At 29.8% G+C, this 16154-nt stretch carries 13 protein-coding genes; 7 read left to right on the top strand and 6 right to left on the bottom strand.

Going from position 1 to position 16154, the window contains the following annotated elements; translation table 4 throughout:
• Positions 1–235: 235 nt before the first annotated feature.
• Genes yidC through rpmH form a run of 3 tightly spaced genes read right to left on the bottom strand, consistent with a single transcriptional unit; the run spans position 236 to position 2791 of the window.
• Complete coding sequence (yidC, locus tag ACNQ2T_RS02900; protein WP_418035922.1) at positions 236–2311, bottom strand: membrane protein insertase YidC; 2076 nt, start codon at positions 2309–2311, stop codon at positions 236–238.
• On the bottom strand, positions 2292–2636 hold the full coding sequence (gene rnpA / locus ACNQ2T_RS02895; protein ID WP_416755415.1) for a ribonuclease P protein component: 345 nt from the start codon (positions 2634–2636) through the stop codon (positions 2292–2294). The genes yidC and rnpA overlap by 20 nt, the downstream gene beginning before the upstream one ends.
• Before the next feature lie 8 nt (positions 2637–2644).
• On the bottom strand, positions 2645–2791 hold the full coding sequence (rpmH, locus tag ACNQ2T_RS02890; protein ID WP_416738532.1) for a 50S ribosomal protein L34: 147 nt from the start codon (positions 2789–2791) through the stop codon (positions 2645–2647).
• 525 nt (positions 2792–3316) lie between these two features.
• Between rpmH and serS the strand changes: the two genes are divergently transcribed.
• Together serS and ACNQ2T_RS02880 are read left to right on the top strand one after the other, a co-directional pair.
• Complete coding sequence (gene serS / locus ACNQ2T_RS02885) at positions 3317–4582, top strand: serine--tRNA ligase (protein WP_416755414.1); 1266 nt, start codon at positions 3317–3319, stop codon at positions 4580–4582.
• A gap of 143 nt (positions 4583–4725) precedes the next feature.
• Entirely contained in the window at positions 4726–5895 is a 1170-nt protein-coding gene (locus ACNQ2T_RS02880; protein WP_418035920.1) for an HAD family acid phosphatase, read from the top strand.
• Positions 5896–5973: 78 nt separating this feature from the next.
• Here the strand turns inward: ACNQ2T_RS02880 and ACNQ2T_RS02875 are convergent, their stop codons facing one another.
• The 3 genes from ACNQ2T_RS02875 to ACNQ2T_RS02865 form a co-directional block, all read right to left on the bottom strand.
• On the bottom strand, positions 5974–6198 hold the full coding sequence (locus ACNQ2T_RS02875; RefSeq protein ID WP_416755411.1) for an RNA-binding S4 domain-containing protein: 225 nt from the start codon (positions 6196–6198) through the stop codon (positions 5974–5976).
• Positions 6198–7325: a DNA polymerase III subunit beta gene (locus ACNQ2T_RS02870; RefSeq protein ID WP_418006374.1), complete on the bottom strand. Its 1128-nt coding sequence runs from the start codon at positions 7323–7325 to the stop codon at positions 6198–6200. Before ACNQ2T_RS02870 ends, ACNQ2T_RS02875 begins: the two co-directional genes overlap by 1 nt.
• 134 nt (positions 7326–7459) lie before the next feature.
• Complete coding sequence (locus tag ACNQ2T_RS02865) at positions 7460–8857, bottom strand: DnaA ATPase domain-containing protein (protein WP_416755409.1); 1398 nt, start codon at positions 8855–8857, stop codon at positions 7460–7462.
• A 284-nt stretch (positions 8858–9141) separates the two neighbouring features.
• On the opposite strand from ACNQ2T_RS02865, the gene ACNQ2T_RS02860 reads away from it, so the two are divergent.
• From ACNQ2T_RS02860 to ACNQ2T_RS02840, 5 genes are all read left to right on the top strand, one after another.
• The gene (locus tag ACNQ2T_RS02860) at positions 9142–11367 is read left to right on the top strand and encodes an ATP-dependent DNA helicase (RefSeq protein WP_418035918.1); all 2226 of its coding nucleotides are present in this window, start codon (positions 9142–9144) and stop codon (positions 11365–11367) included.
• Positions 11368–11919 carry an aminoacyl-tRNA hydrolase gene (gene pth, locus ACNQ2T_RS02855; protein ID WP_416755406.1) on the top strand — a complete coding sequence of 184 codons (552 nt, stop codon included), beginning with the start codon at positions 11368–11370 and terminating at the stop codon, positions 11917–11919.
• A complete protein-coding gene (gene tilS / locus ACNQ2T_RS02850) occupies positions 11906–12805 on the top strand; it encodes a tRNA lysidine(34) synthetase TilS (RefSeq protein ID WP_418035916.1) in 900 nt (299 codons plus the stop codon). The genes pth and tilS overlap by 14 nt, the downstream gene beginning before the upstream one ends.
• Positions 12806–12891: 86 nt before the next feature.
• A complete protein-coding gene (gene ftsH / locus ACNQ2T_RS02845; RefSeq protein WP_418018294.1) occupies positions 12892–15030 on the top strand; it encodes an ATP-dependent zinc metalloprotease FtsH in 2139 nt (712 codons plus the stop codon).
• Between the two features lie 33 nt (positions 15031–15063).
• A complete protein-coding gene (locus ACNQ2T_RS02840) occupies positions 15064–15957 on the top strand; it encodes an alpha/beta fold hydrolase (RefSeq protein WP_418006380.1) in 894 nt (297 codons plus the stop codon).
• Positions 15958–16154: the final 197 nt, after the last annotated feature.

The raw sequence follows: 16154 nt of genomic DNA, 5'->3' as shown, positions 1-16154 counted from the left end.
CTTAACTACTGAGTTCGGAATGGTATCAGGTGATCCCCTCTGCTATAATCACTTGATAAAAGTATATATCAAAATTTAAAATTTCAAAATATATTTTTATTTTTTTCTCTAGTCAAGAGTAGCTTTATTATAACATAACTTACACCTAAATTATCATTAGCTTATTTTCTGGTGCTAAATAACCTTTAAGCCTATGAGCAAGATAAAAAAATCTAGCCAAGGCTAGATCTTTAAATTATTTCTTTAAGGTTTTAGGCATGTACTTTTGTTTGAATCATCTTGATTGGGTTAAGTAGTGAATTGCAATCGTTTGTAAGATTGTTCAGATAGAACCGAAAATTCAATATACTTGCACACCAGCTGAGAACATAACAGTAATTACAGTGAATACAATCATCATAATACGTTGAGTTCTTTCTGATTTCTTCAAGGCTTCAGCTTCAGCAATTGTTGTTCTTCTCTTGAATTTCTTCTTGTTTAAGATTCTTGGAATCAACATAGAAAGAATTTGGAAGATAATAACAGCAGCTAGCACTCATAAGTAGGCTAATTGTCCATCAAATAGTCTCTTGTATGAGATAGAAGCGAAGTTAACACCAAGTCATGTGGTTTCCTTAATTTCTGGAATACTTTGAATAACCCTTCACATAGCGAAGAAAATTGGCATTGAAAGTATCATAGTTCCGAACTGATCGGCAGGGTTAATATTATACTTATTATATAAAGCTGAAAGTTCTTGTTGTTTTTTCATCTTCATAGCTTTGTTTTGCTCTAAGCCTTTGTATTTGGCTTCGATGGCAGCTTTTTTGTATTTTAGTTCTTCCATTACTTGTTGCATAACAGTAGCTCTAAATGTAATAGCTAGACCAATTAAACGTGTTAGTATAATAGCGATTAAAATAGCGATAATTGAAGCTCATCCATCTCATCCAGGCATTGCTTGACGTAATGATTGGATTAAGACAGAAAGTGGATAAACTAATAATCCATAGAATGGACCATATTCTCAAGCTTCACCTCAAGTGGTAATAGGTTGAATAGCATAGTCACCAGCAAATGGTACTACAGCACCATTTTGTGAATATAGAATATTATTGTTGTAATCAAATTTATTAACTTTGGCTAATTTTTGATATTCATTAAATCAATTTGTTGCATTTTCAGGACTTCTGTTGAAGAATTGCAATTGACCTAAGTATTCAGTCATAGTTTTTTGATATTGAAGTAATAAACTATATTGTTTTGGTGTAATGGCGAATAATGGAGTTTTTCCATCCCCACCATTTTCTTGACCACTCTTTTGTTCTTCAGATAATCCATCTACAAGATTTTTAATGAATTGTGATGGTGTACTTCCTAATTCTTGAGCGAATTTTGAGCCTTCACCAAATGAGTATTCATAAAATACTTGAAGGATATCTCTTGCAAACATTCTGTTTGCGTTATATTGAGCTTCTGCAAGGTTAGTTTTCTTATCATTAACTACAATATTGTCTGGTGTATTAACTTTTTGTACACCTGAAATATTAGAAATTAAGATATTTCCATTCGAATCCTTGATTGGAACTATTACTGATGAAACTTTACCATCTTTATCTGTAACTTGCATAGTTTGACTTGCTTGTACAAGGAAAAGTTGGTCCATGTTTCCTAGTAATTGTCCTTTTTTATCACCTTCTGCTTCGTATTTGTAAGCAAATACATAAATATCGCTTGTTTTTGCATTTGAAACATATTGGTATTGTGGTGATGTTTGTGATCTAAATAAATATTTTGGAGTTTCATTTCCATTTACTTTTGTTCCAAAGATACTATTTTTAGCTGTATCTAAGTTTAAATCTGCTAAAGATTTAGCATTTGGTAATTGGAAAGCAACTAAATATTTTCCTGGATCAGCATATGTCCCACCATTTGCTTCAGTTTGTTTTCTTAGTGCTTCTAAGACTTTAGAATCACGTAAGAAGAAGTTGGCTTCTGTATCATTTGTAAGTAAGTTATAAGTGTAATTTAATTCTTGCTTATTGTCACTTTTTTCATTAGATACATAATCAATTTTTTCTTCTTTTTCTTTTAAAGTATTAACTCTAGGGGCGATGTCGTTTGGATTTCTATAAAACTCAATCCCGTTCCCTACGTTATATGAATTTTTTAATGCAAACGCTTGAACACACCCTGTAATTGTTAATCCAAAGACAAAGACATAGAAGACGATCTTAAATCATTTTAAAAATTTCTTTCATCCTTCTTTTCTTTTTTCTTTAGGATCATTACTATTGGTAAAATATTGAAAATTATTGTTTGCTTTTTTCATTTTTCCTAAATTTCTCAAAGATTTTAGCAATTGCTTCCTTTTTGGTTGCATAATCTGCTTCAATAAAATCTTTGCGAACAATTAATACAAAATCATAATTTAAGTCATATAAATCTAATTCATGTACTATTGCTCTTAATTGTCTCTTGTATAAATTACGACCAACTGCATTAGCAAACTTTTTAGGAACTGTTATTCCAGCTCTAAAAGCCTTGCTTTTTATTGAATAAACAATTAGATATTTATTCGCCAGACAATTTTTCTTGCCTGAGTTTAATACATTGTTAAATTCTCAGTTTTTTCTAAGTCGATATTGTTTTTTCATTTTAGAAATTATTTATCAGAAACTGTTAATCTTTTTCTACCTTTAGCTCTTCTTCTAGCTAATACTTTTCTTCCGTTAGCTGTTTCCATTCTAGCTCTGAAACCATGTACTTTAGCATGTTTACGCTTGTTTGGTTGGTAAGTTCTTTTACTCATATTTTCTCCTCCTATTGTGATGATTTTTCAATAATTATATAAGCGTGTTTATATTATACACAAAAAGCCTATTTTTAATGCACACAAAAAAGGCTAGTATTTTAGCTATTTTTTAACCCTTTTAGAACTTATTTCTAGAAACAAAAATTTCTTACTTCTTCACCTGAACGAAAAATATTTTAAAACTCAAAACTTTAGCCCTCTTACTACATCAAAAAATATTTAACCTATTTATAAAATTCTTAATCAGCATTCTTTACCCGCCATCATGTCTTATATATAACTAGTAGAAAAATTAAAAATTATCTTATTTCACCTTTCTTTTTTAGATTTAAGTTTTTGAAATTCAAGAAGGATAATATATTAAATTTTTTTATACCTTTGTCCTAGACATTAAAATAAAAACCATTGGCTTTTAGTAATTCCAAGCATGTAAATGTGAGCAAAAATACAAAAGCCATTTTTGTAAGGTCTATATTCTGTTTAAATTGTTGTATAATATCCACATTAGAATAAGAGGTTTAAATGTTAAATTTAAAATATGTTTTAAACAATGAAGAAAAAGTTAGAAAAAACCTAGAAAATAGAGGTTTTGACGTAAAAATTTATGACGAATTTGTTTCACTTGCTAAACAACGTGGACAAATGATGAATCAAGCTCAAATGAAAAAAGCTGAACTTGCAAAATTATCAAAAGAATTTGGAACATTAAAAAATCAACCCGCAGCTCTTGCTCAATTAAAAGAACAAATTGCTCAAATCAAAGTGCAAGAAGCTCAACTTACAGCTGATGCTGATGCTTTAAATAGCAGAATTGAAGAATTAATTTTACAAATTCCTAATGAAACTTTACCTGAAGTACCAGTAGGTGCAGACGAAAACGATAATGTTGTTTTAGCTGAACATCCAAATTTAGGACGTGGATTAGTTAAAGGTGTATTACCTCACTATGAAATTGCTAAAAACTTAGACATTATTGACTTTGAACGTGCTGTTAAATTATCAGGTTCTCGTTCAGTTGTTTATAAAAACGCTGGTTCAAGACTTGTAAGAGCATTAATTAACTTTATGCTTAACTTACATACATCAAAAGGATATAACGAATTCAACACACCTGTAATTGTTAAAGAAAAAATGTTATATGGAACAGGTCAATTACCTAAATTTAAAGAAGACCTATATAAAATTGATGGTGCTGATGAATATTTAATCCCTACAGCTGAAGTTACATTAACAAACATCTATAATGATGAAATCGTTGACTTAAGCACACCTTTTAGAGCTACAGGATACACAGAATGCTTCAGATCAGAAGCTGGTTCATCAGGTAAAGATACTCGTGGAATCTTAAGACAACACGAATTTAAGAAAATTGAATTAGTTAAAGTTACAAATGAACAAGATGCTATTAAAGAATTTGAAGCAATGCTAGAAGATGCTAAAGATGTTTTAGAAAAACTTGAAATCCCTTACCGTGAATTATTATTATGTACAGGTGATTTAGGATTCTCATCACGTAAAACAATTGATCTTGAATTATGATTACCTTCAGAAGAAAGATATAGAGAAACTTCTTCTGTAAGTTACATGGGTGATTTCCAAGCTCGTAGAGCTATGATTAGATACAGAGATGCTGAAGGTAAAACTCAATATGCTCACACAATGAATGGTTCAGGTCTTGCTGTAGATAGAGTTATTGCTGCTATCTTAGAAATTTATCAAAATGCTGATGGAAGCATCACAGTTCCTAAAGTATTAGTACCTTATATGGGTATGGAAGTTATTAAGTAGTGTACTAGTTACACTATTTTCTTTATTTTTTGCTGATTTTTAAAAATGTGGAACAAAAAATTTCCACATTTTTTTATTTTGCTATACAGGTCTATAGAAGTGATAGTATTTAATCGTAATGATTTATTTACAAGGAGAAAAAAATGAATAAAATTACAAAATCATTCATGTCACTAGCTGCTGCTGGTATCGCAATTGCACCAGTTGCTGCAGTTGTTTCATGTAATGATACAGAATCAAAAAAAGTTGAAGAATTAACAAAAGAAATTGAAAAAATCAAAGCTGATAAAGCTGCTGTTGAAGGTCAATTACAAGCTGCTGTTGATCGTTACAACACTGTTTCACTTGCATCTTCAAATGCATGAAACAGTATCTCAGCCGAAAAAGAAGCAATGGGACGTGAAGTTTATGCTGAAGCAACAAGATTATTTGACAAAATGGTTACACAACCTAATGTTGCTTTAAAAAACATCAACAAAGATGGTGAAAAAGTAATTGTTACAGCTACAGAAGAAGGTAAATTTATCCCTGTTGTATTCATGGATCTAGATGAAACAGTTTTAAATAACTTTGCTTTCCAAAACTACTTAGTAACACACAACACATTCTTCTCACCAGCATTATGAGGAGACTTCGTATCACAAGCTATTTCTACAGAAGTTGCTGGAGCTATCGACTTCATTAAACACGTTTGAGATAAAGGTGGAGTTGTTATGTTCAACTCTAACAGAGACCAAGGTCCTCAAATTCAACCATCATTAGATAACTTAGTTAAATTAGGATTAGATGCTAAATTAATGCCTGATTGAATCTGGTGAATGCAAGGAATGGACAAAGTTGATGCTAAAACATTTGACCAAGCTCACAGAAATGTAAGAGTTTCAAAAGAAGAAAGAATGCACTGAATCAACACACACAAATTATCAATTGATAATGTCCAAGCACAATTTAAAGTTGTTATGCGTGTTGGTGATGATATTTCTGACTTTAATGATAACTTTAGTAAAACACCTAACATCACAAACAAAGAAGTTGTTGCTGCTCTTAGAAACAAAGAATTAAACTATGGTAAATTATTTGGAAACGATAGTTTAGAAGTTAAATCTGTTTACTATGATGCTGCTAAAAAAGCATGAGAAAACGAAGACTTTGCTGCAAGTTACGTTTTAATCCCAGGAAACACTTCATACGGTAGCTGAGTAAAACAAGCAGTTGGCTCAAGCAAATTTGACTTTAACAAGATTAATCAATTACTTGAAAAAGAAGGGTGAGTATTTACACCTAAAGCTTCAACTACAAACACAAACAAATAACTAAATGGCTAATTTAAAAGGTACAGTTAAGGCTGTATCTTTCTTTTTTTATATAAAAAATAAGCCAATGGCGTAGGCTTATTTGTCATCTGTATCTGCTGCAGCAATAGTGTAAAGTGAATCATTAATTCAAACTATATCACCTATTTTAATTTTTGAACTTCTTCCTTTTGGCACTTGACCATTAATTTTAATTTCATTATATTTAATGAATTCTTTTGCTGCTCCACCTGTATCAATTTCATCTATTTTTTTAAGGAATTGAGATAGTTTAATGCTATCACCTGTGATTTTAATTGTCATTATTTGTTATAGAACTTTCTCATAGGTGTGATTAATTGAATGTGGTTAGGATCATTTTCTGAAATAAATAGGATTTTATCTTCATTTTGAGAGATAAAGATATTTAACATTCCTGAATCTAAAGCAGAAACAGCATCTTTTACATAGGTATAATTGAAATCAATTTGAGCACCTTTACCTTCAACTATTTCTAAAGCATTAGAAACAGCATTTGCAGTCCCAATTTCAGGCACTTCGTAAATAATCTTAAGGTCATGATTTTCGAAGTAAAATTCCATCTTTTTGTCTTTTTCTGTTTGATAGAATAAAGCTTTATTTAAGGTTCTTAATAACTCTTCACGTTCGATTTTAAAGTTTCTAGTGTATTTAACTTGGAATAGTGATGAAACATCAATATATTGTCCTTTATTAACTGAAGTTCAAATTACTGTGTTTTCATAAGCAATTCCTATTCTATCTTTATTAAAGAAGAAGTCAACTTTTTCTGGTGCATCTTTTGTAATAAGTTTTTTAAGATTTCTTGCATCAATCGTTAAATCAATTGTGACTGGTTTATCAACTTGAATGATTTCAGTTGATAATCTATATGAATCTGTAGCTAAGAATCTTAATTGTGCTGAGTTATTAGCAGAAATATTAATGCATTTATATATTAATGAATTTAATCTATCATTTGAGGCACTAGTAGATGTAGAAACGTCAGAAATAACTTTTTCAAATAAATGTGAATTAATAGATACTCTGTTATCTGTATCTTCAAAATCAATTCTTGGATATACTCCTGCATTTAATGCTGTTAAAGTAAATAAAGTAGATTCTTCATAAATATTAATTAAGTTTTCATTAGCATCAAATGTAATTTCTTTATCAAATTTTTTAATAATGTTTCTTAATAAGTTAGCTGATAAATAAAATTTACCTGATCTTTCAACTGTAATTTCTCTATTATCTACTGGAATAACTTTTCTAGCTGCTAGTGTAGAAGAAGCTCCGATTAAAGTTAAATTTTCTGAATCAATACTCATATAAATACATCTAAATGGAATAAATGTATCATTGCTATCTATATATGTAGATAAGAATTCTACTAGTTGGTCAATTTTAGGTTTAGAAATTGTGAATTTCATAAAACCTCCTTTATATAAATAATATATCTTGTGGATATGTGGATAACTCCAAAATGTTTTATTTTAGCCTTAATAATTGCTAAATATGAACTTTTTGCTCATTTTTGGCTAAATTGTATCTTGTGGATATCTTGTTAATTAATTTTATAAATCTGATTTTTAAGTTCTTGTATTGTACGCTTTAAAGACTCATCATCTGACTCTTTAAACTTACGTAAAGCATTTAAAACTGTTGAATGATCCTTTTTAAATACTTTTCCAAGTTCAGTTGAAGAATAATCTAACTGAATTGAGATCATATACATAGCGATATGACGAGCTACTACTATTTCAGCTTTTCTTGAGTTAGATAAAATATCTTTAGCTGGTATTTTATAATACTTAGAAACAGCTTTAATAATAATATCTGGTGTAATATTTTCTTGTTGTTGAATAACATCTTCAAAAATATTGGTAATTGTTTTATAAACATACTCTTGTGGTGTGTTTAATATATCTTGTTTGTAATGTGAGATCCGTTTAACAGCACCAAGTAGTGTTCTAATTGAAGCTGTGTGATTACGGATAATAAATTCTTTGGCTTCTTCTGAAATTAAGTCATTACTTAGATCAATATCATCTAAGAAAAAGTCAAGTAATTTTGATAAATCATCAATATCGGGTTGCTTGATCTTAGTAATAAATCCTGATTGAAAACGAGTGATTAAACGATTATCAAACATTGAAGAAATTTGATTAATATCTTTATCGCTACAAAAAACAGTAATCTTATTACGTTCCATCCGACCATCTAAAATTTGGAAAATAAAGTCCTTAGTGGATTTTTTATTCCCTTCTCCAAAGAGTTGGAAATCATCAAATAACACTAAGTCATAGTTATAAACTAAATTTTTGTGGATTGAAAGTAACTTCTTTTGATCGTTTTCTTTTAGTAAGCTTGTTAATGAATTAGTAAAGGTATTAGGGTTAACTAAAAATACCTTTTTACCTTGTTCAATAAAGCTATTTTCCAATGCTTTGAGTAAGTGTGTTTTACCTAAACCAGAATTACCAGAAATAAACAAGACATTAAATGTGTATTCCCCATCAGCAATAGTTTTACATATATTTAAAGCTTCACGATTGAATTTACTTTCAACATAATTATCAAAAGTATATTGTGGATTTGTTTGATTTGATTTCTTAATTAAGTTATCAGCTTTCTTGATTGCTTTCTCAGCAGTCTTGGCAGCTTCTAAATGTTCTTTATCAACAATCTTAAAAGAAACCCCTTCTCCAAACACCTCGTTAACAGCTTTAACAAATGTGTCATTATAATATTTTTTAAAGTTATGCAGATCTGGATAAACTTTTGGGAAAAATATTATAACCTCATTATTTTCAAATGACATAATTTTTAAGTTTTTAAAAAATGTTCTAAAGAGCATATTATCTTGAACTTCGTTTTTCATATACTCAACAAAAACATCGTTATAAACATTCAGTTTAACTGTGTCATTATCGATTTCGTCGTTTTTTTCTAATATATTCATGCTTAAATTTTATAAGTTTTTAAATAGTATGTTAATAAATATATATTTAATAGAATAAAAGTCACTTTATCCACAACCTTATTCACAAGCTACAGCCCTATAAAATAGGCATAAAAGTAATTTTCCACAATTACTGGAAAATAATTTTATTTACTTGTGAATAAAAAAGACTTATCCACAGATTAAAAAGTGGATAAACTTGTGGATAACTATAGATAGTTACCTAGGTATTAAAATATTTTTTAGTAATATAAAAAAATAAAAACATTATAATTTAAATAATTATGGCAGAATCAGTATTTAGAGGAAAATTTGCAAAGATTTTAAGTGGCTCAAAAGACCAAAATTGAGCGTTTTTATTATTCAGATCGGATAGTTCAAATATGAACTATCCTGTTTATTGTAGGGGTAATGTTCCTGATCTATTTACTGAGTATGAAATTACAGTTAGTGAAAGTCCTAAAAATAAAAACTCATTTATTTTAAAAGCATATGTACCAATCATGGAAGAAAGAGAAATTAATTGAGAAGATCTAATTTCAAAAAATGTTCCAAATGTTGGAAAAATGTCAGCTAAAAAGATGGTTGATGCTTTTGGAGGCAACTTATTTAAGATGGTTGCTGATTTAGAAATTAATGAAGAAAAATTACTTTCAGTAATGAGCAGTAAGCAATTAAATTCATTAGTGAAATATTACAATGATAACGAGCCAAGAATTAAAGCTTTAATGGGTGTTTCTGATGAAGAACATAATAATATTCAATTCTTTTATTCAAGAAACATGTCTGATTTGCTAGAAGCGCTTAAAAAACACCATAAAAATGAAGAAATGGATTTTGTGGATTATTATAAGAATCAAAACCCTTATTTACTGTATTTAAACAAGGTTTATCCTTCACTTCCAGTTATTGATGAGTTTGCAATAGAAATAGGTTGAGATTTAGGTTCTATTAATCGTTTTGAGGCTTATTTAGACGATATTATGGAACAACTTGAAAATGATAATTCAACACTAATCCCATATGAATATATCGTTGAACAATTAAGATTTATATTTGATTACGATATAACTCGTATTTACGAATATATTGAATATCTAGCTGCACATGATAAGTTAGTTAAATCATTTGACCAAAACCACAATGTGTATTTATCTCGTAAGCAAACAGTTGATAAAGAAAAATTCATTGCTGCTAAGCTTAAATTCCTTGCTTCAATGCCAAATAAAATTGAATTAAAAGCTAAAAGTGATTACGAATTAAGTCAACTATCACAAAATCAAAAACAAGGGTACTATAACTTTATTAATTCTAATGTTTCAATTATTTCAGGTGGACCTGGAACAGGAAAAACTTTTATAATCAAACATATCTTTGATACTTTAGAAAAAAGTGAGCTAACTTTAGATGTAGATTATGCAATTTTAGCGCCTACTGGTAGGGCTGCAACTAATATTACATCTAAAATTAATAGCAGAGTTAGAACAATTCATAGTTTCTTAAGAATTGCTAATACTTCAGAAGAAATTTCACTTGACCATCTAGAAACATTAAAAGAAATGAAAGTAATAGTAATTGATGAGTTTTCAATGGTTGATATTAACTTATTTGATAAGTTATTAAATGCTTGTCCTGCACTTGAAAAGATTATCTTAATTGGTGATGTAGACCAATTACCTCCAATTGGGCCTGGAGATTTACTTAGAGAAATTATTAGATCTAATAAGTTTTCAGTAACTTTCCTGGATGAATTTTTCAGAAGTGATTCTGTTTCAATTTGAAAACACTTTACTGAAATTAAAAATAATGGAATTCCTGAATTTAAAAAAGATGAAGTTGACTTATATCAAGCTGATGATGAATTAGTGACTGATAAGATAGTTCAAATCTATAAACAACAAGTAGAAAAACATGGACTGGAAAACGTTATACTCCTATGTCCTACCTATAAAGGTGATTTTGGACTGTTTGAAATCAATCGATTAATTCAAGAAGAAATTAATCCAGACAATGAAACATTTTTATCATATAAAAGAAATGGTCGTAGTGTTAACTTTAGAGTTGGAGATAAAGTTATTCAACTTGAAAATAGACTAGATGAAGATATCTGTAATGGAGACATTGGATATATTGACAGTGTTGAATATACAGTAGGAAAAAACAAGAAAAAAGAAGTTTCTCATATATTTGTAACCTTTAAGCGTGCAAATAATTGAAAGACTACAATTAAGTATTCAAAAGGTGAGTTTAATGAACAAATAAGCCTTGCTTATGGGACTACAATTCACAAGTTTCAAGGTAGTGAGCTTGATGTTATCATCTTTTTAGTGCACCCAAGTCACAAGCGTATGCTAAGTAAGAAATTACTTTATACAGCTACTTCTCGTGCTATGAAAAACTTAATTATTGTGACAAATAATCAAACCAATTATGGTGAAGTTATTTTAAGAAGCAACGTGTATGAAAAACCTATTTTAACCCACTTTGCTTACTTTGTAAAAGGAGAATAAATGAAATTAATAGTTGGATTAGGAAATCCTGGTGATCAATATAAATTTACTCGTCACAACGCAGGATTTTTAACAATTGACAAAATTTGTAAGAAATTACAAGTTGAGCTTAATAAAAATAAATTTAATGGAGTTTATGCAAAAGTTGATGATTTAATTATTGCAAAACCATTAACCTATATGAATGATTCTGGATCATTTGTGGCAGGAATTTGTAATTTCTTTAAAATTTCTCCTGATGATGTAATGGTTATTCATGATGAAAAAGACTACCCCCTAGGCAAAAGCACTATAAAAGTAGGTGGATCTGGTGGATCACATAATGGGGTTATTAGTATTATAAATGAACTTGGGTCACAAGACTTTAAGCGTTTAAAAATAGGAATTACAACTCCTCATCAATCAGCTTTAAGAGACTTTGTGCTAGGTAAATTTACACCTGAACAAATGGAAGTATTAGAACCAATACTTGATAACGCTGCTAATGCTGCAATATCATTTGCTTTTAATGATATTTACACAGTAATGAACAAGTACAATGCTAAAAAATAAATTTTTAAAAGATTCAAATAATAAATATCTAATAGCAGTAAGTGGTGGTTCTGACAGTATGTTTTTACTGGATCGATTCAAAAAGTACAATGTTGTAGTGGCGCATGTTAATTATCATCAACGTGATGATAGTAGTATTGAAACTGACATTGTTAAAAAATATTGTGCAAAAAACAAAATTCCACTCTTTATTTTGGAATTAAATAAAGAAGACTATACTAGTGGGAATTTTGAAGATTGAGCACGTGAAAAAAGATATGAATTCTTTAAACAAATTTATATCTCTCAAGGTTGCAATTATTTACTAATTGCACACAATAAAGACGATTTCTTTGAAAGTGCCATGATGACACGTGAATCAAATCGAAAAAAAGACTTTTTCGGAATTAAAAAATACAATAAGATCTATGGAATGAATGTTTATCGTCCATATGTTAATAAGTATTGAAAAGATTATATTGCTCATAAATGTATTTATGAACGCATCCCATTTCACATTGACTCTTCAAACTTAAAGCAAGAATATACAAGAAATAAAATTAGAATGACATATCGTAATCATGTTTTATTAAAAAGTGCTTGAGTTTGATATTTTAGAGTTAAAAACAATAAATTAAGAGTAAGACAAATGAAAGTTGATCATGAATATAAGAAGTGAGAAAAAAGCTCTTATTCTCAAGATTTATTTGCAAAATTAACTTTAAAGGAAGAACTTATTTATAAGTTTATTAATGTAAATTACGATCATATCAATCTAACATCAGGCAAAATTCGTTCTATTGTTGATTTTGTGCAATCACAAAATCGAACTGCAACTTACAAATTAGATAATAATGACTTTATAAAGAAAGAAAAGGGTCATTTAATAGTTGAAAACAACAAATAATATTAGCAAGGAAATAATTCATTTGCTAATATTATTTTTTTAAATAAAAGTATATAATTAATAAATATAAAAAAAGAAAGGACAAAATGGATACAAAAAAGAAAAAAAGATGGACTGGTATAATAACAACTATTGTTATTTTATTAGTACTTGGAATTATGACTTACTTAATTGTAAGTAAAGTAAATGCTGCTACAGTATGATCTACATCTGATTTTGTAAACAAGTTAAAACTTGCTAACTTAAGTAAGATGAATGATGCTAATGCAAGCTATTTCCAAGAAATAATATTTAACCCATACCAAAACTCTATATCTGGTATTTATGTGCATAATGAAGTCATAAATAGTCAAGTAGTTCCAGTGGTAGATAAGTTTACAACTGGTGGAAGTACTGCTTTATTATCTGACTTACTTGATAGCAACGGAAAACTAGCACCTACTTTAGCAGCTGCTACAAAGACATATAACGTGCTACAAGCACCAAGTCAAAGTTTCTTTGCTGCATATATCTTGCCATTTTTACCTACTTTAATCTTCATTTTACTTATGGTTCTATTATTTAGATACCAAATGAAGATGATGAATGGTCAAGGGTCAAGTATGTTTGGTGATAAAAGCCCTGCTCAAATTATTAAATCAGACAAAAAATTCTCTGATGTTGCAGGTAACAAAGAACCAATTGAAGAAATTAGTGAAATTGTTGACTACTTAAAGAATCCTAAAAAATATGAAGTTTCAGGAGCTAGAATGCCTCGTGGTATTTTACTTGGAGGTCCTCCAGGAACTGGTAAAACATTACTTGCTAAGGCAACAGCTGGAGAAGCAGATGTTCCATTCTTCTTCGTATCAGCATCTAACTTTGTTGAGTTATTTGTTGGTATGGGGGCTAAAAGAGTTAGACAAGTAATTGCTGAAGCTAGAAAAAATGCTCCAGCTATCGTGTTTATCGATGAACTAGATGCGATCGGTAGAACTCGTGGAAGTGGTATTGGTGGAGGTCACGACGAACGTGAGCAAACTTTAAACCAATTACTTGTTGAAATGGATGGTATTAAAGAAAACTCTGGATTACTATTCATCGCTGCAACTAACCGTACTGACGTTCTTGATCCAGCGCTAACAAGACCTGGTCGTTTTGACAGAATTATTACTGTTGGATTACCTGATGTAAAAGAACGTGAAGAAATTTTAAAACTACATGCTAAGGGTAAACGTTTTGCAAGTGATATTACATTTGACAACGTTGCTAGAAGAACACCTGGATTCTCAGGGGCTCAATTAGAAAATGTTATTAACGAATCTGTGTTACTTTCTATTCGTGAAAATACTGGAGTGATAACAAGAGATCAAATCGATGAAGCCATCGATAGAGTAATGGCTGGACCAGCTAAGAAATCTAGAACAATTACTCGTGAAGAATTAACTATGGTTGCTTACCATGAAGCTGGACACGCTGTTGTTGGTATTAAGGTACCAGGTGGAAATAAAGTTCAAAAGATTACTATTATTCCACGTGGCCAAGCTGGTGGATACAACCTAATGATGCCTGAAAATGAAAAATACAACTACACCAAAGAAGAATTATTAGCTTCTATCGCAAGCTTTATGGGTGGTAGAGCAGCTGAAGAAATTATTTATGGTGAAGATAAAATTTCAACAGGTGCTTCTGATGATATTGCTAAAGCTACAACTATTGCTCGTAGAATGGTAACTGAATTTGGTATGTCTGATTTAGGACCTATTAAATATCAAGAAGAAGAAGGCTCACCATTCTTAGGTAAAACATTAGCAACTTCATCTTCATTATCAAACCAAATTAGTCATGAAATTGACTTAGAAATTAGAAAAATAATGCTTGAAGCTAAGAGATTAGCTACACAAGTTATTAAAGATAACCCTAAATTATTAGAGTTAATTAAAACATTACTTTTAGAAAAAGAAACAATTGTAGCTGAAGAAATTGATTACATTGCTACACACTTAGAATTGCCTCCTAAAAAGGTTGAACATAAAGAAGAAAATGCACAACCTTTAAACTTAGATGATCTAATTAAAATGACATCTCAACCAGGACAAGCAACTCCAGAACAAAGTGAAAATAAAACATTTAATAGTGATGAAGCTATTAAAGCTAGACAAGAAGAAATTGCTAAAGCTCGTGAACAAGCAAACCTTGATTTAAGAGCTAAAGAAATCGAAGACGCAAGAAATAAAGATAAGTAATTCTATGTTGCTTTTACAACATAAGGAGTAAATATGGAAGAAATTATGCTTGAAGCACAAGATGGTTATAAATTATCTTTGCGTTTATATGAAGTACCTAATCCAAAAGGATATGTACAATTAATTCATGGGATGGAAGAGCACCAAGGCAGATTAAGTTACCTAGCTAATAAATTAAATTTAGCCGGCTATACAGTGCTAACAAGTGATATGCGTGGTCATGGTCCAAACGCTCCAATTCATGGATTCTTTGCTGCTAAAGATGGTGATCAAGTGCTATTAGAAGACTACAAGCTAATTACAAAATGATTTGCTAAACGTTTTAATCAAGAGCAAATTATTATTTATGGATTTTCACTAGGAACATTAATAATTAGAAACTTATTAAAAACTGAATCAAAATACTATAAAAAAGTTATTTTAGCTGGTTACCCACCTTACCGTAAGGCTATTCCTTTTGGAATAGCACTAAGCAAGCTACTACAAACAATCAAAGGACCAGAAGCTTACTCTAATGCCATTAATGTATTAGGCTTTGCTTCATTTAACAGAAAGATTAAACACCCACAAACACCAATTGATTGAATGTCAAAAAACCATCAAAATATTGAAGCTTATTTAGATGATAAAAACTGTGGACTTGGATTTAGAGTTGCTGGTTTTAAAGACATTTTCAAGCTAATGCAAGGAATAAAAGGTACAAAAGGATACCAAGATATCAATAACTGTCCAATCCTTTTAATCCGTGGCTCAGATGACCCAGTAACTTATGGATTTAAAGGTGCAAAATGGTCTCAAAACCAACTTAAGAGTGTAGGTTTTACCAACCTACAAGCAATTGATTATCCAAATTGCAGACATGATATCATTCATGAAGAAATCAAAGATCATGTGATTCAAGATATAATTGATTTCCTAGATAAATAGATACTAAAGATTAGCTCAAGGTTCTTGAGCTTTTCTTTTTATTCCACTTTAGGAACCCATTTTAAATAGCTTAATTAAAGCTTCAATCTGTAAGAAATTAATGGAATTTGGAGCAAAATGAAAACTAACAAAAATAACTCAAAAGCATAGCTAAAGTACTAATTTAGTGCTTCGCACAAAACAAAAACTTCTAACGT

This window comes from Mycoplasma haliaeeti (assembly GCF_048284645.1).
GTDB lineage: Bacteria > Bacillota_I > Bacilli_A > Mycoplasmatales > Metamycoplasmataceae > Mycoplasmopsis.
This window is presented reverse-complemented; position numbering and strand designations above follow the sequence as displayed.